Here is an 18,671-nt window from a genome sequence, read left to right as displayed (position 1 = left end):
CATGCAACTACTTCTCCTTGTCTGGCGTCAGTATCGCTGGCCCTTCATTGCCGTAATGGCGTTAAGCCTTGCCAGCGCCGCGCTGGGTATTGGCCTGATCGCGTTTATTAACGTGCGGTTGATTGAAATGGTCGACACCTCGCTCTCCGTATTGCCGGAGTTTCTCGGTCTGCTGCTCCTGTTGATGGCGGTTACGCTCGGTTCCCAGCTTGCGCTGACCGCGCTTGGGCACCATTTCGTTTTCCGTTTGCGCAGTGAGTTTATCAAGCGGATCCTGGACACTCAGATAGAGCGCGTTGAGCAGCTCGGCAGCGCTTCCCTGCTGGCGGGGCTGACCAGCGACGTGCGCGCCATTACCATCGCGTTCGTTCGTCTGCCGGAGCTGGTGCAGGGGATCATTCTGACCTTTGGCTCGGCGGCCTATCTCGCCTGGCTCTCCAGCAAAATGCTGGCGGTGACCGCGCTGTGGATTGCCATTACCATCTGGGGCGGCTTTGTGCTGGTGTCGCGCGTCTACAAACATATGGCGGTGCTGCGCGAAACCGAAGATAAGCTCTATAACGATTACCAGACGGTACTGGAAGGGCGCAAAGAGCTCACCCTGAACCGCGAGCGCGCCGAGTATATCTTTAACCATCTCTATATCCCGGACGCGCGCGAATATCGTCATCACATTATTCGGGCCGATACCTTCCACCTGAGTGCGGTGAACTGGTCAAACATCATGATGCTGGGTGCCATTGGCCTGGTATTCTGGATGGCGAACAGCCTGGGCTGGGCGGACACCAACGTCGCGGCAACCTACTCGCTGACGCTGCTGTTTTTGCGCACGCCGCTGCTCTCGGCGGTCGGCGCGTTGCCTACCTTACTGAGTGCGCAGGTGGCCTTTAATAAGCTCAAAAAATTCGATCTCGCGCCGTTTAAGGCCGAATTTCCGCGCCCGCAGGCTTTCCCGAACTGGCAGACGCTGGAGCTGCGTAACGTCACCTTCCGCTATCAGGACAGCGCCTTCTCCGTGGGGCCGGTTAACCTGACGATCCGCCGCGGCGAGCTGCTGTTTCTGATTGGCGGCAACGGCAGCGGTAAATCGACGCTGGCGATGTTGCTCACCGGGCTTTATCAGCCGCAGTCGGGCGAGATTTTACTGGATGGCAGAGCGCTGAGCGCGGAGAAACCCGAGGATTACCGCAAGCTTTTCTCGGCGGTGTTCACCGACGTCTGGCTGTTTGATCGGCTGCTGGGTCCGGAAGGGCAGCAGGCCAATCCTGCGCTGGTGGAAAAATGGCTGGCGCAGCTGCAGATGTCGCACAAGCTGGAGTTACAGGACGGGAAGATCCTCAATCTGAAGCTTTCCAAAGGGCAGAAAAAGCGCGTGGCGCTGCTGCTGGCGCTGGCGGAAGAGCGTGACATCATTCTGCTGGATGAGTGGGCGGCGGATCAGGACCCGCACTTCCGCCGCGAGTTTTATCAGGTGCTGCTGCCGCTGATGCAGGAGATGGGCAAAACCATTTTCGCCATCAGCCATGACGATCACTACTTCATTCATGCTGACCGCCTGCTGGAGATGCGCGACGGCAGGCTGAGCGAGCTGACCGGTGAAGAGCGCGATGCAGCCTCGCGTGACGCGGTGGCGCGTACGGCCTGAAGCCCTCACCCTAACCCTCTCCCACAGGGAGAGGGGATAGATCGTGGCCGTAATGCCGCTTTTTTCTCCATCCCGCCCCGTTGTTTATTCTTATTTACATATCCCCGCGCTATGCTTAACCCCAACTCATTTAATGGATTTATGATTGATGTCGGTATTAAAGAAAAACAGCGCCAGACAGCGTGACCAGGAACGTGCGCGACTCATCTGGCTTCTCACGACCGATAAAGCGGTCACCTCTACGCTATTAGGCAAACTCACCCTGGCTGAGCAATATGATGTCGGCACCCTGGCCGACGATATTGCTGAGGTAGGTGCGCTGGTTGCTCATTTACCCCCACCGGATCTGGCGGATACCCTGGAAGCGCTTCCCTCGGAAGAACGTCACGCCCTGTGGCGTCTGGTGCAGGATCACGAGCGCGGGCAGGTGCTGCTCGAGGCCTCTGAAAACGTCTGGGACGACCTGATCGACGAGATGAGCGACCGGGATATTCTTGACGCTCTGCAAACCCTGGATATCGACGAGCAGATTTACCTCGTTCAGCACCTGCCGCGAAACCTGACCGGCCGCCTGCTGGCGTCACTGCCTGCCGATGAACGCGCGCGCGTGCGTCAGGTGATGCACTATGAGAAAAACAGCGTCGGCGCGATCATGGAGTTCGGCGTTATCACGGTGCGCCCGGACGTGACGCTCGGCACCGTGCAGCGCTACCTGCGTCGCCTGGGCAAAATGCCGGACAACACCGATAAACTGTTTGTCACCTCCCGGGATAAAACGCTGCTCGGCGAGCTGGAGCTGAAAACCATCCTGCTCAACAGCACCCAGCGGAAGGTGAGCGAGGTGATGGAAAACGAGCCGATGGTCTTCTCCCCGGAAGACGATGCGGAGAAAGCGGCGCGTACCTTCGAACGTGATGACCTGGTGAGTGCCGCCGTTGTGGACTCCGTCGGCAAACTGATGGGGCGTCTGACCATCGATGAGATCGTTGATGTGGTCTACGAAGAAACCGACAACGATCTGCGTGCGCTCGGGGGGATCAGCGCCGAAGATGACGTCCATGCCTCCGTCGGCAAGGCGGTGAAAACCCGCTGGGCGTGGCTGGCCATTAACCTGTGTACCGCCTTTATCGCCTCCCGGGTGATTGACGGTTTTGAACACACCATTTCGCAGCTGGTGGCGCTGGCCTCGCTGATGCCGATTGTGGCCGGAATCGGCGGCAACACCGGAAACCAGACCATCACCATGATCGTCCGCGCGCTGGCGCTGGAAAATATTCAGCCCGGTAACTTCGCCTTTCTGATCTTTAGAGAGATGGGCGTGGCGCTGATCAACGGCCTGGTATGGGGCGGTATTATGGGCGGCATTACCTGGTGGCTGTATGACGATATGGCGCTGGGTGGGGTGATGATGCTGGCGATGGTGCTAAATCTGCTGGTGGCATCGATGATGGGGGTCATTATCCCGCTGACGATGACCAAACTGGGGCGCGACCCCGCGGTGGGGTCGAGCGTGATGATCACCGCCATCACCGATACCGGCGGTTTCTTTATTTTTCTTGGGCTGGCGACGATTTTTCTGCTTTAAGCCGACGCTTAATGCGGGCGGGGAGTAGCGCCATAACGATAATCCCGCCCAGCACGCCAATCGCCAGATTGCCGGTTGATACCGTGGCGGCAACGGTGACCAGCATGACGACCGTTTCTGCGATCGGGGCCGTTTTCAGCGTGGCGGGCTGAAGGCTGTGCCAGCTGAAGGTTTTGACGGCGACGATCGCCATAATGCCCGCCAGCACCGCCATCGGGATGTTGGCCATCACGTCGCTGAGTGCCGTGACCAGGATCAGCAGCACAATGCCCGCTGCAAGGGTTGAAATGCGGCTTCGGCCTTTTCCCATCTCCACGTTAACGATGGTTTGCCCAATCATCGCGCAGCCCGCAATACCACCGTAAAATCCGGCCAGAATATTACCCACGCCCAGCCCGATGCTCTCACGGCGCTTGCTCGACGGCGTTGCGGTCAGCTCATCCACCAGCTTTGCCGTCAGCAGGGATTCCAGCAGGCCGACAAAGGCGATGCTCAACGCGCACGGCCAGATAATGCTCAGCGTCTGTACATTGAGGGGGACCAGAAGTTCGGTAAGACCCGGTAAACCGCCGCTCATGGAGCCTTCATCACCCACGGTCGGCAGGATTTGACCGGTTGAAACGGTGAACACGGTAAGCACAACAATCGCAATCAGCGGGGAAGGGATGCTTTTGAGATAGCGCGGCACCCACAGCACGATCAGCAGCGTCAGCACGAACAGGCCCACAATCAGCGGGCTTCGGCTCCAGAAATGGGGAACCTGCGCAAAGAAAATCAATATCCCGAGGGCGTTAACAAACCCGGTCATGACCGACTGGGGAATAAAGCGCATCAGCCTTGCCATGCCCAGCACGCCAAACAGAATCTGAATCACGCCTGCCATCAGCACGGCGGGAAGAATGTACTGTACGCCGTGCTGATGCACCATGGGCCCAATAACCAGCGCTACGGAACCGGCCGCTGCCGTGACCATCGCCGGGCGACCGCCCAGCACGGACAGGGCAAGACACAGCACCACGGAGGCGATCAGGCTGACCTTCGGGTCAACGCCCGCCACCACCGAAAATGAGATGACCTCGGGGATCAGCGCCAGGGCGGTAATCACGCCCGCCAGCGTTTCACGCGTCAGCTGCTTAGGGGAACGCAGTACGTTGGCTACGCGGTCTTCGGGGGATACAGCAGAATGGGGTAAGGGCATAACAGTTCGCTGGTTAGGGCAGGCTTCCGTGCGCGCGATCACAAAACGCAACATACTAGCCAGTAAAACCGCGCTTTACCAGACGCATCGATAATTCCTCACAAACAATCCATCATTAAATTTCACAATTACAATAATTTCGTAACCTTTAAACAATATTTAAAAGTTGTTACCGTGCCCCCGCAGCTTTTTTCACCTGCAATTTCCACGCATCAAGCACTTTACACTAAGGCATAAATTATGAAAAAAATGACTGCCATGCTCTTTTCTCTGGCCGTAGGGCTTAACACCGTCTCCATGGCGGCGAAAGCTGACGCACCAAAAGAGCAGGAAACGGACGTCCTTTTAATTGGTGGCGGTATCATGAGCGCCACGCTGGGAACCTATCTGCAAGAACTGCAGCCGGACTGGTCAATGACCATGGTCGAGCGCCTTGATGGCGTGGCGCAGGAGAGTTCGAACGGCTGGAACAACGCCGGTACCGGCCATTCGGCACTCATGGAACTGAACTATACGCCGCAGAAAAAGGACGGTTCCATTAGTATCGAGAAGGCGGTAGAGATCAACGAAGCATTCCAGGTTTCTCGCCAGTTCTGGTCTCATCAGGTCAACAGCGGCGTGATGCACGACCCGCACTCCTTCATCAACACCGTACCGCACATGAGCTTTGTGTGGGGTGAGCAGAACGTCAACTTCCTGCGCGCGCGCTACGCCGCTCTGCAGCAGAGCACGCTGTTCCGCGGGATGAAATACTCTGAAGACCACGCGCAGATTAAAGAGTGGGCTCCGCTGGTCATGGAAGGTCGTGACCCGAACCAGAAAGTGGCGGCGACCCGTACCGAAATTGGTACCGACGTTAACTACGGTGAAATTACCCGTCAGCTGGTGACGTCTCTGAAGAAAAAAGAGAACTTCAACCTGCAGCTCAGCACTGAAGTGCGTGGTTTCAAGCGCAACGCGGATAACAGCTGGAGCGTGACCGTTGCCGATCTGAAAAACAACGAAGCCGAGCACGTTATCAAGGCGAAGTTTGTCTTTATCGGTGCGGGCGGCGCGGCGCTGAAGCTGCTGCAGGAGTCCGGTATTCCGGAAGCTGACGACTACGCGGGCTTCCCGGTGGGCGGTCAGTTCCTGGTGTCCGATAACCCGGAAGTGGTGAACCGTCATCTGGCAAAAGTGTACGGTCAGGCCTCTGTTGGCGCACCGCCGATGTCCGTTCCGCACATCGATACCCGTATGCTTGACGGCAAACGCGTGGTGCTGTTTGGGCCGTTCGCGACCTTCTCTACGAAGTTCCTGAAAAACGGTTCTCTGTGGGACCTGCTCAGCGCAACCACTACCTCTAACGTCAAGCCGATGATGGACGTGGGGCTGGATAACTTCGACCTGGTGAAATACCTGATTAGCCAGGTGATGCTCTCTGACGACGATCGTTTCGAGGCGCTGAAAGAGTACTATCCGCAGGCGAAGAAAGAAGACTGGCGTCTGTGGCAGGCGGGTCAGCGCGTACAGATCATCAAGCGCGATCCGAAAGAGGGTGGCGTGTTGCGTCTGGGTACCGAAGTGGTAAGCGATAAAGATGGCACCATCGCCGCGCTGCTGGGGGCGTCACCGGGTGCGTCTACCGCTGCGCCAATCATGCTGCACCTGATGGAAAAAGTGTTTAAAGATAAAGTCGCCAGCCCGGAATGGCAGGCGAAGCTGAAAACCATTATTCCATCCTATGGCACGAAGCTGAACGGCAACGTGAGCGCGACGGAGCAGGAGCTGGAATACACCAGCCGCGTACTGCAGCTGCAGTACATCAAACCGCAGGCTGCGGATGCTGCGCCAAAAGCGGAGCTGAAGCCTCAGCCGGAAAACAAACCGGTTGCGGATATCGCGCTGTAAGGTAAAAAAGCCGGGTGGCGCTGACGCCTACCCGGCCTATGTTCGGTGTTGTTTTGTAGGTCGGGTTAGGCGAAGCCGCCACCCGACTTTTAACGTACTACCGCTTGTCCGACAGTCTCTTCTGCCTTCCACACGCGATACTTCACTTCCACGTTTTCAGGCGTATAGACCACGATCGGCAACTTGCTGTTGTAGCGCAGCAGGCTATTGTCGCCCAGATACGCTGTCACAAATTTCTTCTCTTTCTTGCCATCCGGGCAGGCCATCATGGTGGAGACCGGCGAGGTGACTTTATCAAAGACGTAGTAGTCGTAACCCCAGCCTTCCAGGGTTTTGCTTTCCAGCTGACCGCCCAGGCGATGCTGGTTGCAGTCCACTTCCAGCGTCTTGCCAATTAACAGCTCCACTTTGAAATTCGCTTCATCCTGCTGTGCCGGCAGCTGGATCACCTGACGCTTCATCCCTTTATCCGCTTTCGGATACGGGGCGACTTTTTCCAGCGGCTGCTCTTTAGGTATTTCGCTGGCGAAAGCACTGGTGCTGACACACGCGGCGGCGATGAGTGCGATGGCAAATTTAGGTGCGTTTTTCATTGTCATTCCTTTATGTCAAAACGATCCTGCACAGGTTAACATATCAATTATGAATGATTGGTGTTATTTACTTACATTTTCAATATCAATAGCGTAATAAACCACATATTTGCTATTTATGTAGATGTTTGTACTGGCGTGGAGTCCGGCAGGCGTTTGTGTTATTTTAGATCCTCTATAATGTTATTCATCTGTAAAAGGGAAGAGAGATGGTTCGAGCAAAACTGAAAACGCCTGAAGGCCGCAAGTTCCTCCTGGCGCTGCTGGTCGTGTTTATGATTGCTGCCGCATGCGTGGGGCGGGCCACCATTGTTGGCGTCATCGAACAGTACAACATTCCTCTCTCTGCCTGGACAACCAGCATGTATGTCCTGCAATCGGCGATGATCTTCGTCTACAGTCTGGTGTTCACTGTTCTACTGGCCATCCCGCTGGGCATTTTCTTCCTGGGCGGACGTGAGAAGCACTAAGCCTTCACCTCAGATAATGAAGCCAGCCTGCGGGCTGGCTTTTTTTATATCAGATGATTTTTATTCGCATTTCCAGGATATTCTGTTTCGAACAAGACTGTTCGACATAAAGCAGGAGATGCGCAATGTTATCCCGGTTTGCAACGCTCAGCCGGATCCCGAAAGGAGTCTGGGTTGTGGGTGGCGTCAGTATGCTGATGGATATTTCTTCGGAGATCATTCATAGCCTGCTGCCGTTGTTTATGGTTACGACGCTGGGCGCCAGCGTGATTTTCATTGGTTTGATTGAAGGCCTGGCTGAGGCCACGGCGCTGTTTATCAAGGTGTTTTCCGGCGCCATCAGTGATTATCTGGGCAAGCGTAAAGGGTTGGCGGTTCTGGGCTACGGTCTTGGCGCGTTGAGTAAGCCGCTGTTCGCTATTGCCTCTTCCTCCGGCATGATTCTTGGGGCTCGCTTAATCGACCGGGTAGGGAAGGGGATCCGGGGTGCGCCGCGCGATGCGCTGGTCGCTGACGTTACGCCGCCGGAACTCCGCGGCGCGGCCTTTGGTTTGCGTCAGTCGATGGACACCATTGGCGCATTTCTCGGGCCGTTGCTGGCCGTAGGCTTAATGCTGCTGTGGAACGATGATTTTCGTACCATTTTCTGGATCGCGGTGATCCCCGGCGTGCTCGCCGTGGCGCTGCTTTTCTTCGGCCTGCATGAGCCGAAAACCCCTGTCGAGCATAAACGCACGAATCCCATCAAAAGAGAGAACCTCAGGCGCCTCGGGAAAGGCTGCTGGTGGGTTATTGGTCTGGGGGCCATCTTCACGCTCGCACGTTTCAGTGAAGCATTTCTTGTGCTTCGCGCTCAGCAGTCGGGTGTGCCGCTGGCGCTGATCCCGCTGGTGATGGTGGCCATGAATCTGCTCTATTTCCTCTCTGCCTATCCGTTTGGCAAGTTATCGGACGGGATGAGCCATACCCGATTACTGCAGTGGGGGCTGGTGATGCTGATTGGGGCAGATGTTGTGCTGGCGCTGAGCACCCACTGGGCTGGAATGCTTCTGGGCGTTGCGCTTTGGGGAGTGCATATGGGGATGACGCAGGGGCTGCTGGCGGCAATGATTGCGAAAACTGCGCCTGCGGATCTGCGCGGTACCGCCTACGGCATTTTTAGTCTGGTCAGCGGCGTGGGATTGTTAGTCGCAAGCCTGGGAGCAGGAGCCATCTGGGAGACGTTTGGCGCAGAATATACGTTCTATGCCGGAGCGGTGATTTGCCTGGTTACGCTGGTGTACCTGCGTAAAACACCTGGCGAAATCGAATAAAAAAACCAGCCATAAGAGGCTGGTTTTCAATGTGTTTTTGGTCGGCACGAGAGGATTTGAACCTCCGACCCCCGACACCCCATGACGGTGCGCTACCAGGCTGCGCTACGTGCCGACGCATAGAAAGAATACTACTCGATTCCGTTTCGAATGCAAGGGAATCCGTCGCTAACTGGTTTATTATTAATCAGTTAGCGACGAAGCGCTTCTCATCCGTCAGGACCTGCAGCAGCAGGCTCAGCTGTGGTTTCTGGTCTTTCAGCCGTTCACCCTGCAGGTTATACGTCTGATAATTCCCGTTGTTGTTCAGCACCAGCGTCAGCTTCGGCGTGGTCACCACCAGCGTATTATTCCCCGCTGCCGTGACCCAGTTATGGCGGCGCGCGGCGCTGAAGAGATCCTGCCCCTGCGAGTACTCGTTGGCAGGCGTGCTGACGTGCAGCAGGCGTTGCATCAGGGTGGTCATCACATCTTTATGCTCGGTAAGCATATTGATACGCTGCGCCGGCGTGCCCGGCCAGTGGATGACCAGCGGAACCTGCAGGTTCGGGCGTGACCAGCTCATACTCTTCGTCTCGTCACCTAACGGGACGCCATGGCCTGCGGTCACGATCACCACGGTGTTATCCAGCTTGCCGGACTCACGTAGCGCGTCAAGCACGCGACCAATCTGCGCATCAACATCACCCGCCGCGCGGCCGTAACGGCGCGCGAAATCACTCTTATTGCTGTTAGCAAGCGTTGTGCCGTTAAAGGAAACCCATGAGAACCAGCGGTTATCTTCCTGGGCATAGCGCTGCAGCCAGTTTATCCATTGGCTGGCGGTCTGCGCATCGGACTGATTTTGTGCCGCCGGCAGTGAGAAATCAGACAGCAGCGCCTGGCGGTAGAGCGGGCTGTTAAAGCCATCGGATGAGAACAACCCTAACTGATAACCCTGCTGATTCAGCCCGGTGATCAGCGCCGCAGGTGTGCGGGTAGAAAGTACGCCGTCCATGTATCCGGCTGAAATGCCATAGAAGAGGCCAAAGATGCCCGCGTCGGTTGTGTTACCGGAGCTCATATGTTGAGTAAACGAGACGTTTTGACTCGCGAAATTGGCCAGCGCAGGCATCTGCTTCTCGTAACGGGAATAGTTCAGTCCATCGACGGTGATCAGCAGGACGTTTTGGCCTCGTCCCATATCGCGGTAGTTCAGGTCGCTCAGAGGATACTGAACGCTGACAGCTTCCGGGTTACCCTGCTCGATAAGACGGCGCTGATATTCCTGCGCATCAAGCAGGCCGTGTTTTTCGAGGAAGCGACGGGCCGTCATCGGATATGAGAGCGGCAGGTTCGCGCGCTGCATGGTAATAGGGCGATAGAAGTTCGCATCCGCCCAGATATACATGATGTGCGAACTGATAAAGGAGACGAAGAAGAGCGCGGCGACGGGCTTCGCGTAATGGCGTCGCCGTGTCAGGCTACGCAGTTTTTGCCAGCTCCAGGTGGCAAACAGCATCTCAATCAACAGGATCACCGGGACGCTGATAAACATCAGCTGCCAGTCACGGGCCGTTTCGTTCTGGTCGGGGTTAATCACCAGTTCCCAGACGATGGGGTTGAGATGCAGGTGGAAGCGGGTGAACACTTCACTGTCGATAAGCAGCAGCGTCATCCCCACCGTCGCAAGGATGGCGGACAAGAATCGCATCAGACGCTGCGACATGACGATAAACGTCAAGGGGAACAGGATCAGCAGATAGGTGGCGAAAACCAAAAAGCTAAAGTGACCGACAACGCTTATCCAGGAGTAAATACGCCCGGTGAGCGTTGTTGGCCAGTCTGCGACAAACAGATAACGACAGCCAATGACCGTCGCCAGCAGAATGTTGAACAGGGCAAACCAGTGCCCCCAGCTGACCATCTGGGAGACTTTTTCACGGTAGCGCTGACGATTCGTCACCATAAACTGTTGTTCGTATCCCTTAATGGGCCGGGTCGTTGCTGACGGACGACTGTAAAGCCTGGGCGAAAGATTTTGCGATCGCCTGACGCTGAGCCGGAGCAACGCTGGTGTTAATCAGGTTGGTGACCATATTTCCCAAAACCATCAGGGAGAGATCGGTCGGCGTTTTATGTTTTTCCAGTACGTTGACCAGCTCACTGAGCAGTTGTTCAACGTGTTCATCACTGTAGCGGGAATGTTGTGGCATAAATCAAAATCAGTTTGTTGATGAAAGGGCAACATATTACCGTAGCAACAGCTTTTTTTCCCCTTTTTTATCTGTTGTTGCACACATGTCCTGGTGGTGGTTGAATACCGCCCGGTCTAAAAGGAGAGTTTATCATGAGTCTGGAAATCAACCAGATTGCCTTGCACCAGCTTATCAAGCGTGATGAGCAAACCCTTGAAGTGGTGCTGCGCGATTCGTTACTGGAACCCACGGCGACCGTTGTGGAGATGATGGCAGAGCTGCATCGCGTCTACAGCGCCAAAAATAAAGCCTATGGGCTGTTCAGCGAAGAGAGTGAGCTGGCCGATAGCCTGCGCCTGCAGCGTCAGGGTGAAGAGGATTTTCTGGCGTTTAGCCGCGCCGCAACCGGGCGTCTGCGCGACGAGCTGGCGAAATATCCGTTCGCCGACGGCGGGATCGTGCTGTTCTGCCACTACCGCTATCTGGCGGTCGAGTATTTGCTGGTTACTGTGCTGAATAACTTAAGCAGCATGCGCGTGAATGAGCAGCTGGACATCAGCTCGACGCATTATCTGGATATCAACCATGCGGATATCGTGGCGCGTATTGATTTGACCGAATGGGAAACCAACCCGGAGTCGACCCGCTACCTGACATTCCTGAAGGGGCGCGTGGGCCGCAAAGTGGCGGATTTCTTTATGGACTTCCTCGGTGCCAGTGAAGGGCTTAACGCCAAAGCGCAGAACAAAGGGCTGCTCCAGGCGGTTGACGATTTCACAGCAGAAGCGCAGCTCGATAAATCTGAGCGCCAGACGGTGCGCCAGCAGGTTTACAGCTACTGCAACGAACAGCTGCAGGCAGGGGAAGAGATTGAGCTGGAGTCGCTGTCAAAAGAGCTGGCGGGCGTCAGCGAAGTCAGCTTCCAGGAATTTACCGCAGAGAAGGGCTATGAGCTTGAAGAGAGCTTCCCGGCGGATCGCAGCACGCTGCGCCAGTTAACCAAGTTTGCCGGCAGCGGCGGCGGGTTAACCATCAACTTTGATGCGATGCTGCTGGGGGAACGTATCTTCTGGGACCCGGCCACCGATACGCTGACCATTAAGGGTACGCCGCCGAATCTGCGCGATCAGCTTCAGCGCCGCACCTCGGGCGGTAAATAGCAGGCACAAAAAACCCCGCAGAAGCGGGGTTTTTTTCGACAGGTTTGCGATTACGCGCGAACGAAGTCGATGTGAGTCAGTTTTGGCTTGAACGCGTGACGCTGAACAGCCTGAACTTTCACTTTTTCTTCTTTACCGCCAACAACGATGGTCAGAACTTCGCTGTAGAATTCAGCTTTGGTCTGCAGGTTCCACAGTTTGTCGTGATCCAGTTCGATTGCAACTGGAGCAGCTTCGCCACCGTAAACGATAGCCGGGAACTTGTTAGCGGTACGCAGGCGGCGGCTCGCACCCTTACCCTGCACGTTACGTACTTCTGCTTCGATAGTAAACATTGATTTCTCTCTGTATTTAAAACCCTACTACAGGCGACCCAGCAGCAGGTGAGTGTTCTGCCTCACGGATGTGAAGCGGGCGGCATTTTATACTCAAATGCCCTTCACATCAACGAAAAGTCCCGTTACCCGCGCAATTCGTTGGCGCGACGGAAGCGACCTTCGTAGTCAAAGAGTTTCTCGCGCACCTGCCAGAACTGGCCTTTCTTACGGGCGACGACAAAATCCGGATGGCGCAATAGCACCTGCTGGCGCACGATATCGGCCACGGTGATCCAGCGCAGGGGCACGCCCGGGGTGCGGGTGTGCGGGCGGATAAACAGCTGTTCGAAGGCCGTTCGCTGGGCAGGCGTCTGAAGCCGGAAGCGCTCGCTGACGTCCGCCCCGTCTTCGTCGTAATAGGTGATTTTCAACCATTCGCCTTTTTCATCGGCGCCGGGCTGCAACGCCATGCCGGAACAGCGCAGCACCAGCGCATCTTTCAGCTTTAATGCTGCTTTCAGCATGTCGTCCGGGTCAACCAGCACCGTGTCACATTCCCGACAGCGGCGAGCGGCAATGTCGTTTTCGGCGTTGCACTGCGGGCAGTTTTTAAAGCGGAAACGAAAATCGCACTGCTCGCGATGCCCGTCATCATCTTCAAACCAGCCCTGACAGCGGCGGCCAAAGTGTTCGATCAGCGTGCCGTCGGCGGTGGTTTTGCCCCAGAAGGTGTTGGCAAACCCGCAGGCAGGGCAAAAGACCTGCACGGGCACGTTGTCGCTTTTTCCTTTTGGCGAGCCGACTTCAGGCGTATAGAGATCGTGCGGGTTACCGGCATAATCCAGAATCAGGCAGTCGGTTTTCCCCAGGGCCAGACGCAGGCCGCGGCCAACAATTTGCTGATACAGACTCACCGATTCGGTCGGGCGCAAAATGGCGATCAGGTCGACGTGCGGGGCGTCAAAGCCGGTGGTCAATACCGACACGTTAACCAGATAGCGGAACCGCTGGGCCTTAAACGCGTCGATGAGGCTGTCGCGCTCCGGGCCGGGCGTCTCGCCGGTGATGAGCGCCGCGTCGCCGGAGGGCAGTAACCCGGTGATTTCCCGCGCGTGCTCAACAGTGGCGGCAAAGATCATCACCCCTTTGCGCGTCGCGGCAAACTCCTCTATCTGGCTGATGATATGCGGCGTAATACGTTTCTGCTTTTTCAGCTCCTGGTTAAGATCCGCTTCGCTGAATAACCCGTTGCTCTGCGCCTGCAGGCGGCTGAAGTCGTACTGCACCACCGGCATATCCAGCCGTTCAGGCGGCGTCAGGTAGCCATGTTTAATCATGTAGCGCAGCGGAAGCTCGTAGATGCAGTCGCTAAACAGGGCCTTGTCATCGCCGCGCACCATGCCGTGATAATGGTAGCGATAGATCCAGCCTTTCCCCAGGCGAAACGGGGTCGCCGTCAGGCCCAGCAGGCGCAGGTGAGGGTTCACCGCTTTCAGGTGGGACAGGATTTGCTGATACTGGCTGTCGTCGTCATCGCTGATGCGGTGACATTCGTCGACAATCAGCAGCGAAAATTCGCTGCGAAACAGATCCAGATTGCGGGCCACCGACTGCACGCTGCCAAACACCACTTTGCCGTGGCTCTCTTTACGCTTTAGCCCGGCGGCGAAAATATCGGCTTCCAGCCCAAGCGCACAATACTTGGCATGGTTTTGCGCGACGAGCTCTTTAACGTGCGCCAGCACCAGCACGCGGCCGCGGGCCAGACGTGCCAGTTCGGCGATGACCAGGCTTTTGCCTGCGCCGGTCGGGAGCACAATCGCCGCCGGCTCGCGATGTTTACGGAACCAGGCGAGGGTGGCGTCAACGGCTTCCTGCTGATAGGGACGAAGTGTAAAAGTCATAGGGTCTCGGTTTCGTTATTCCGCACATATACCCGTCATACTTCAAGTTGCCTGTGCGTTGGCTGCACTCGTTCACCCCGGTCACTTACTTATGTAAGCTCCCGGGGATTCACTCCTTTGCCGCCTTCATGCAACTCGAATTATTTAGGGTATAGATAGTATGCCACGAAACTTTTTCCCTTGAGTGGCGCAACCAGACCATTATACTGAACCGTTCCAGACTGCTTCTTTTTTCGGACCTGTTGTCCGACTTCCTGCACCATTAAGGCTAAAAAGATTTCATGCGACTTGATAAGTTTATCGCTCAGCAACTCGGCGTAAGCCGCGCTATTGCCGGGCGCGAAATTCGCGCCAGCCGCGTTACCGTGGATGGCGACATTGTGAGAGACAGCGCGTTCAAACTGCAACCTGACCATCAGGTGGAGTATGACGGCAATCCGCTGACCCAGCAGCACGGTCCGCGCTACTTCATGCTCAATAAGCCGGAAGGCTACGTCTGCTCAACGGACGATCCGGATCACCCGACGGTGCTCTATTTCCTCGACGAACCGGTGGCGCACAAGCTGCATGCCGCAGGCCGCCTCGATATCGACACCACCGGTCTGGTGCTGATGACCGACGACGGGCAGTGGTCGCACCGCATCACCTCTCCACGACACCACTGCGAGAAAACCTACCTCGTGACGCTGGAGTCTCCGGTGTCGGATGACACGGCAGAGCACTTCGCGAAAGGCGTTCAGCTGCATAATGAAAAAGATCTGACCAAACCGGCGGTGCTTGAAGTCATCACCCCGACGGAGGTCCGCCTGACCATCAGCGAGGGGCGCTACCATCAGGTGAAACGTATGTTTGCCGCGGTGGGGAACCACGTTGTTGGCCTGCATCGCGAACGGATTGGTGCGATCGAACTCGATCCCGACCTGGCGCCAGGCGAATATCGCCCGTTAACGGAAGAAGAGATCGCCAGCGTCGGTCTGCCTTCGCACTAATTTCAGGAGAACTCTGTGACCACCAGGCCACACTCGTCGTTCAAAATCGTCTTCATTCTTGGCCTGCTGGCCATGCTGATGCCGCTGTCTATTGATATGTACCTGCCTGCGCTGCCGGTGATTTCTGCACAGTTTGGCGTCCCGGCGGGCAGCGCGCAGATGACGCTCAGCACCTATATTCTCGGCTTTGCCCTCGGCCAGCTGTTTTATGGCCCGATGGCGGACAGCCTTGGACGCAAGCCGGTCATTCTGGGCGGGACGCTGGTCTTTGCGGCCGCTGCGGTTGCCTGTGCGCTGGCGCAGACCATCGATCATCTGATTGTCATGCGCTTCTTCCACGGTCTGGCGGCGGCAGCGGCAAGCGTGGTCATTAACGCCCTGATGCGCGATATCTACCCGAAGGAAGAGTTCTCCCGCATGATGTCGTTCGTGATGCTGGTGACGACGATTGCGCCGCTGGTGGCACCCATGGCCGGTGGTGCGGTGCTGGTGTGGTTTAGCTGGCATGTGATTTTCTGGATCCTGGCCCTGGCCGCGCTGCTGGCCTCCGCGATGATTTTCTTCTTTATTGATGAAACGCTTCCCGTCGAGCGTCGGCAGAAATTCCACATCCGAACCACCATCGGCAACTTTGCCTCTCTGTTTCGCCACAAGCGCGTGCTCAGCTATATGCTGGCAAGCGGGTTCAGCTTCGCCGGGATGTTCTCCTTCCTGAGCGCCGGGCCGTTTGTCTACATCGAGCTGAACCACGTTTCGCCGCAGCACTTCGGCTATTACTTTGCCCTTAACATCGTCTTCCTGTTTATCATGACCATCATCAACAGCCGCTTTGTCCGGCGGGTGGGGGCGCTGAACATGTTCCGCACCGGGCTGTGGATCCAGTTTGTGATGGCGATCTGGCTGGTGGTGAGCGCGTTTCTGGGCGTGGGCTTCTGGGCGCTGGTGGTCGGCGTGGCGGCCTTTGTCGGCTGCGTGTCGATGGTATCATCCAATGCGATGGCGGTGATTCTGGATGAGTTCCCGCACATGGCGGGGACCGCATCATCTCTGGCAGGGACGTTCCGCTTCGGCATCGGCGCTATCGTTGGCGCGTTGCTTTCGATGGCCACCTTTACGACGGCATGGCCCATGCTGTGGGCGATGGCTTTTTGCGCAACCAGCTCGATACTCTTCTATCTTTACGCCAGTCGACCGCGAAAAGCGGCCCACTAAAACACAGAGAAGGCCCGGCAGGGCCTTTTTTGTTGATGCATATCAACCAAACCCTCGTTCGTTTATTCCGTGTTTGTTTATTTTATGTAAAATCTATTTGTGTAAAAAGTCACATCATTGTATTCAAAAAGGTTGAGTTAGATCGCAGAAACGGGTACATATAGCGCCGACGCGAGCCTGGAAACGGATAAAAAAGCGCTGAATAGTGCAGGCTGGCGATGATGTGTTACTATAAATGTAAATAAATTGTGAAGTAAATTTTGCTTCCGGGGAACGAACGTGAATACATTACAACTCTCCATTGTCCATCGCTTGCCCCAGAGCTATCGCTGGTCGGCGGGTTTTGCAGGTTCGAAAGTTGAACCGATTCCGCAAAACGTCGCGGGCTCCGAAAATTGTCTGGTGGCACTCAAGCTGTTAAGCCCGAGCGACGAAAATGCATGGCGGGTGATGGAGCGTCTCAGTCAGGCCCTGACGGATATCGAAGTGGACAGCTCCGTCCTGGAGTGTGAAGGTGAGCCATGCCTGTTTGTGAAAAGCCAGGACGAGTTTGCCGCCACCTGCCGTCTGAAGAATTTTGGCGTTGCCATTGCTGAACCTTTCTCCGGCCAGTACCCGTTCTGACCGCTAGTCTGCCGACAACAGCTGGCGCGTGTAGCGCTGCGTTGGCGCGCTAAATACGCGCTGGCACTCACCCTGCTCGACCACTTCTCCCTGTCGCAACACTATCACCTGATGACATAGCGCCCGCACCACCTGTAGATCGTGGCTGATAAAGATATAGGCCAGCCGGTGCTTTTCCTGAAGCCCTTTCAGCAGGGCCAGGATCTGCGCCTGAACGGTTCTGTCCAGCGACGACGTCGGTTCATCCAGAATAATCAGCTCCGGTTTCAGGATCAGCGCGCGGGCAATGGCGATGCGCTGGCGCTGCCCACCGGAAAATTCCGCAGGGTAGCGGTGGCGCGTCTCGGGATCTAGACCCACTTCGGCCATGACCCGAATAACCTCCTGCTCGCGCTGCTGCGCGCTCAGGCCGGGCTGATGCACGCGCAGACCCTCTTCGATAATCTGTAACACGCTGAGCCGCGGGTTAAGCGAGGAGTTAGGATCCTGAAACACCACCTGCATGCGGGGCCGCACGGGCAGCATCTGACGGCGGTTCCAGCGGTGCAGCGGCATATCGTCAAAGAGGATCTCGCCCTGGGAGGCGATCAGGCGCAGCAGCGCCAGACCGGTGGTGCTTTTACCCGAGCCGGATTCGCCCACCAGCCCCAGGGATTCTCCCGGGCGCAGCGAGAAGCGGATGTTTTTCAATACCGTGTTCCGATCGACAATGCGCCGCAGAATACCTTTGCGGATCGGGAACGAGACGGACAGATCCTCAACGCGCAGCAGCGGTGTGCTGTCAGCCGTGAGAGGAACCGGGTCGCCGGAGGGTTCGCTGTCAAGCAGGCGCTGCGTATAGGGGTGCTGCGGCGCGCTAAGCAACGTTGACGCGGTATTCTGTTCAACACAGCGTCCGTTTTGCATCACCGCGACGCTGTCGGCCAGCTTTCTCACAATGCTCAGGTTATGCGTAATAAACAGCAGGCTCATGTTCAGCTCGTCACGCAGTTCCCGCAGCAGCGTCAGTATTTGCGCCTGTACCGTTACGTCCAGCGCCGTTGTGGGCTCGTCGGCAATCAACAGTTCGGGGCGCGTGAGCAGGGCCATGGCGATCATCACGCGCTGGCGTTCGCCGCCGGAGAGCTGGTGCGGAAAATCATTCAGCCGTTTGGCCGCGTTACGTATGCCTGTTCGCTCCAGACAGTTCAGAATTTCTCCCCGTGCGGCCTCTTTGCGCATCCCCCGGTGCAGGGAGAGCACTTCATAGAGCTGTTTCTCCAGGCTGTGCAGCGGGTTGAGGGAAACCATGGGCTCCTGGAAGATCATGGCGATTTTGTTGCCGCGAATGCCGCGCAGGGTCTGTTCGTCGGCATGCAGCAGCGAACTGCCGTGAAACAGAATATCCCCCTGCGGGTAGCTCACCGGCGGAGAGGGCAGCAGCCGCAGGATGGAGAGTGCCGAAACGCTCTTGCCTGAACCCGACTCGCCCACCAGGGCCAGCGTTTCACCAGGCTGGATCTGCAGCGACAGGTCGGTGACAACGGTGCGCGTCTCGCCCTGCGTTGAAAAAGCAATCGACAGGTTATCAATACTCAGAAGAGGCTGGGTCATT

Annotated in this window: 16 protein-coding genes and 1 tRNA gene; 9 read left to right on the top strand and 8 right to left on the bottom strand. The window is 56.6% G+C overall.

The window, feature by feature from the left end; all coding sequences use genetic code 11:
- The first annotated feature begins 1 nt into the window (after position 1).
- Positions 2-1,645, top strand: coding sequence for a multidrug ABC transporter permease/ATP-binding protein (locus AC4IC4_RS15875; RefSeq protein WP_090420248.1), 1,644 nt, complete (start codon positions 2-4; stop codon positions 1,643-1,645).
- Between the two features lie 148 nt (positions 1,646-1,793).
- On the top strand, positions 1,794-3,230 hold the full coding sequence (gene mgtE, locus AC4IC4_RS15870) for a magnesium transporter (protein WP_021241530.1): 1,437 nt from the start codon (positions 1,794-1,796) through the stop codon (positions 3,228-3,230).
- On the opposite strand, the gene AC4IC4_RS15865 is transcribed toward mgtE, so the two are convergent.
- Positions 3,193-4,482, bottom strand: coding sequence for a SulP family inorganic anion transporter (locus tag AC4IC4_RS15865; protein WP_491471492.1), 1,290 nt, complete (start codon positions 4,480-4,482; stop codon positions 3,193-3,195). The two genes, mgtE and AC4IC4_RS15865, sit on opposite strands and share 38 nt — an antisense overlap.
- 186 nt (positions 4,483-4,668) lie before the next feature.
- On the opposite strand from AC4IC4_RS15865, the gene mqo reads away from it, so the two are divergent.
- The gene (gene mqo, locus AC4IC4_RS15860) at positions 4,669-6,318 is read left to right on the top strand and encodes a malate dehydrogenase (quinone) (protein ID WP_032646585.1); all 1,650 of its coding nucleotides are present in this window, start codon (positions 4,669-4,671) and stop codon (positions 6,316-6,318) included.
- Between the two features lie 89 nt (positions 6,319-6,407).
- On the opposite strand, the gene eco is transcribed toward mqo, so the two are convergent.
- Positions 6,408-6,911: a serine protease inhibitor ecotin gene (gene eco / locus AC4IC4_RS15855; RefSeq protein WP_032646584.1), complete on the bottom strand. Its 504-nt coding sequence runs from the start codon at positions 6,909-6,911 to the stop codon at positions 6,408-6,410.
- Between the two features lie 209 nt (positions 6,912-7,120).
- Between eco and AC4IC4_RS15850 the strand changes: the two genes are divergently transcribed.
- Both AC4IC4_RS15850 and AC4IC4_RS15845 read left to right on the top strand, forming a co-directional pair.
- Entirely contained in the window at positions 7,121-7,381 is a 261-nt protein-coding gene (locus AC4IC4_RS15850; protein WP_008500962.1) for a DUF2534 family protein, read from the top strand.
- A 125-nt stretch (positions 7,382-7,506) separates the two neighbouring features.
- Positions 7,507-8,694 carry an MFS transporter gene (locus AC4IC4_RS15845; RefSeq protein WP_491471491.1) on the top strand — a complete coding sequence of 396 codons (1,188 nt, stop codon included), beginning with the start codon at positions 7,507-7,509 and terminating at the stop codon, positions 8,692-8,694.
- A 38-nt stretch (positions 8,695-8,732) separates the two neighbouring features.
- Here AC4IC4_RS15845 and AC4IC4_RS15840 read toward each other — a convergent pair.
- The 3 genes from AC4IC4_RS15840 to AC4IC4_RS15830 form a co-directional block, all read right to left on the bottom strand.
- Positions 8,733-8,809, bottom strand: a tRNA-Pro gene (locus AC4IC4_RS15840).
- 72 nt (positions 8,810-8,881) lie between these two features.
- Positions 8,882-10,642, bottom strand: a complete 1,761-nt coding sequence (gene yejM, locus AC4IC4_RS15835) for an LPS biosynthesis-modulating metalloenzyme YejM (protein WP_032646582.1) — start codon at positions 10,640-10,642, stop codon at positions 8,882-8,884.
- Between the two features lie 19 nt (positions 10,643-10,661).
- The gene (locus AC4IC4_RS15830) at positions 10,662-10,889 is read right to left on the bottom strand and encodes a YejL family protein (RefSeq protein ID WP_008500958.1); all 228 of its coding nucleotides are present in this window, start codon (positions 10,887-10,889) and stop codon (positions 10,662-10,664) included.
- A gap of 134 nt (positions 10,890-11,023) precedes the next feature.
- Here AC4IC4_RS15830 and yejK point away from each other — a divergent pair, with 134 nt between their 5' ends.
- Positions 11,024-12,031: a nucleoid-associated protein YejK gene (yejK, locus tag AC4IC4_RS15825; protein ID WP_008500957.1), complete on the top strand. Its 1,008-nt coding sequence runs from the start codon at positions 11,024-11,026 to the stop codon at positions 12,029-12,031.
- 50 nt (positions 12,032-12,081) lie between these two features.
- On the opposite strand, the gene rplY is transcribed toward yejK, so the two are convergent.
- Together rplY and radD are read right to left on the bottom strand one after the other, a co-directional pair.
- Positions 12,082-12,366 (bottom strand): 50S ribosomal protein L25, encoded by a 285-nt coding sequence (gene rplY / locus AC4IC4_RS15820; protein ID WP_008500956.1) that lies wholly within the window; start codon positions 12,364-12,366, stop codon positions 12,082-12,084.
- A gap of 125 nt (positions 12,367-12,491) precedes the next feature.
- Positions 12,492-14,252, bottom strand: coding sequence for a DNA repair helicase RadD (gene radD, locus AC4IC4_RS15815; protein WP_491471490.1), 1,761 nt, complete (start codon positions 14,250-14,252; stop codon positions 12,492-12,494).
- 281 nt (positions 14,253-14,533) lie between these two features.
- Here radD and rsuA point away from each other — a divergent pair, with 281 nt between their 5' ends.
- The 3 genes from rsuA to AC4IC4_RS15800 all read left to right on the top strand — a co-directional run bounded on the left by rsuA (position 14,534) and on the right by AC4IC4_RS15800 (position 17,077).
- Positions 14,534-15,241, top strand: coding sequence for a 16S rRNA pseudouridine(516) synthase RsuA (rsuA, locus tag AC4IC4_RS15810; RefSeq protein ID WP_021241522.1), 708 nt, complete (start codon positions 14,534-14,536; stop codon positions 15,239-15,241).
- A gap of 15 nt (positions 15,242-15,256) precedes the next feature.
- The gene (locus AC4IC4_RS15805; protein ID WP_491471489.1) at positions 15,257-16,453 is read left to right on the top strand and encodes a Bcr/CflA family multidrug efflux MFS transporter; all 1,197 of its coding nucleotides are present in this window, start codon (positions 15,257-15,259) and stop codon (positions 16,451-16,453) included.
- A 279-nt stretch (positions 16,454-16,732) separates the two neighbouring features.
- Positions 16,733-17,077 carry a YejG family protein gene (locus AC4IC4_RS15800; RefSeq protein ID WP_024908185.1) on the top strand — a complete coding sequence of 115 codons (345 nt, stop codon included), beginning with the start codon at positions 16,733-16,735 and terminating at the stop codon, positions 17,075-17,077.
- Between the two features lie 3 nt (positions 17,078-17,080).
- Here AC4IC4_RS15800 and yejF read toward each other — a convergent pair whose 3' ends face one another.
- Positions 17,081-18,670, bottom strand: a complete 1,590-nt coding sequence (gene yejF, locus AC4IC4_RS15795; RefSeq protein WP_491471488.1) for a microcin C ABC transporter ATP-binding protein YejF — start codon at positions 18,668-18,670, stop codon at positions 17,081-17,083.
- Position 18,671: the final 1 nt, after the last annotated feature.

The organism is Enterobacter sp. Taxon_2, from assembly GCF_058355295.1.
Note: the sequence above shows the minus strand (reverse complement) of the source record. Positions and strands in the feature narration are given on the sequence as shown.

What these genes read in the sequence shown, in the direction of transcription:
- yejK (WP_008500957.1), top strand. Translation starts at nt 11,024, where the DNA reads ATGAGTCTGGAAATCAACCAGATTGCCTTGCACCAGCTTATCAAGCGT.
- yejM (WP_032646582.1), bottom strand. Translation starts at nt 10,642, where the DNA reads ATGGTGACGAATCGTCAGCGCTACCGTGAAAAAGTCTCCCAGATGGTC.
- yejF (WP_491471488.1), bottom strand. Translation starts at nt 18,670, where the DNA reads ATGACCCAGCCTCTTCTGAGTATTGATAACCTGTCGATTGCTTTTTCA.
- AC4IC4_RS15865 (WP_491471492.1), bottom strand. Translation starts at nt 4,482, where the DNA reads ATGTTGCGTTTTGTGATCGCGCGCACGGAAGCCTGCCCTAACCAGCGA.
- AC4IC4_RS15830 (WP_008500958.1), bottom strand. Translation starts at nt 10,889, where the DNA reads ATGCCACAACATTCCCGCTACAGTGATGAACACGTTGAACAACTGCTC.
- AC4IC4_RS15875 (WP_090420248.1), top strand. Translation starts at nt 2, where the DNA reads ATGCAACTACTTCTCCTTGTCTGGCGTCAGTATCGCTGGCCCTTCATT.
- mgtE (WP_021241530.1), top strand. Translation starts at nt 1,794, where the DNA reads ATGTCGGTATTAAAGAAAAACAGCGCCAGACAGCGTGACCAGGAACGT.
- rplY (WP_008500956.1), bottom strand. Translation starts at nt 12,366, where the DNA reads ATGTTTACTATCGAAGCAGAAGTACGTAACGTGCAGGGTAAGGGTGCG.
- AC4IC4_RS15845 (WP_491471491.1), top strand. Translation starts at nt 7,507, where the DNA reads ATGTTATCCCGGTTTGCAACGCTCAGCCGGATCCCGAAAGGAGTCTGG.
- rsuA (WP_021241522.1), top strand. Translation starts at nt 14,534, where the DNA reads ATGCGACTTGATAAGTTTATCGCTCAGCAACTCGGCGTAAGCCGCGCT.
- AC4IC4_RS15850 (WP_008500962.1), top strand. Translation starts at nt 7,121, where the DNA reads ATGGTTCGAGCAAAACTGAAAACGCCTGAAGGCCGCAAGTTCCTCCTG.
- radD (WP_491471490.1), bottom strand. Translation starts at nt 14,252, where the DNA reads ATGACTTTTACACTTCGTCCCTATCAGCAGGAAGCCGTTGACGCCACC.
- eco (WP_032646584.1), bottom strand. Translation starts at nt 6,911, where the DNA reads ATGAAAAACGCACCTAAATTTGCCATCGCACTCATCGCCGCCGCGTGT.
- mqo (WP_032646585.1), top strand. Translation starts at nt 4,669, where the DNA reads ATGAAAAAAATGACTGCCATGCTCTTTTCTCTGGCCGTAGGGCTTAAC.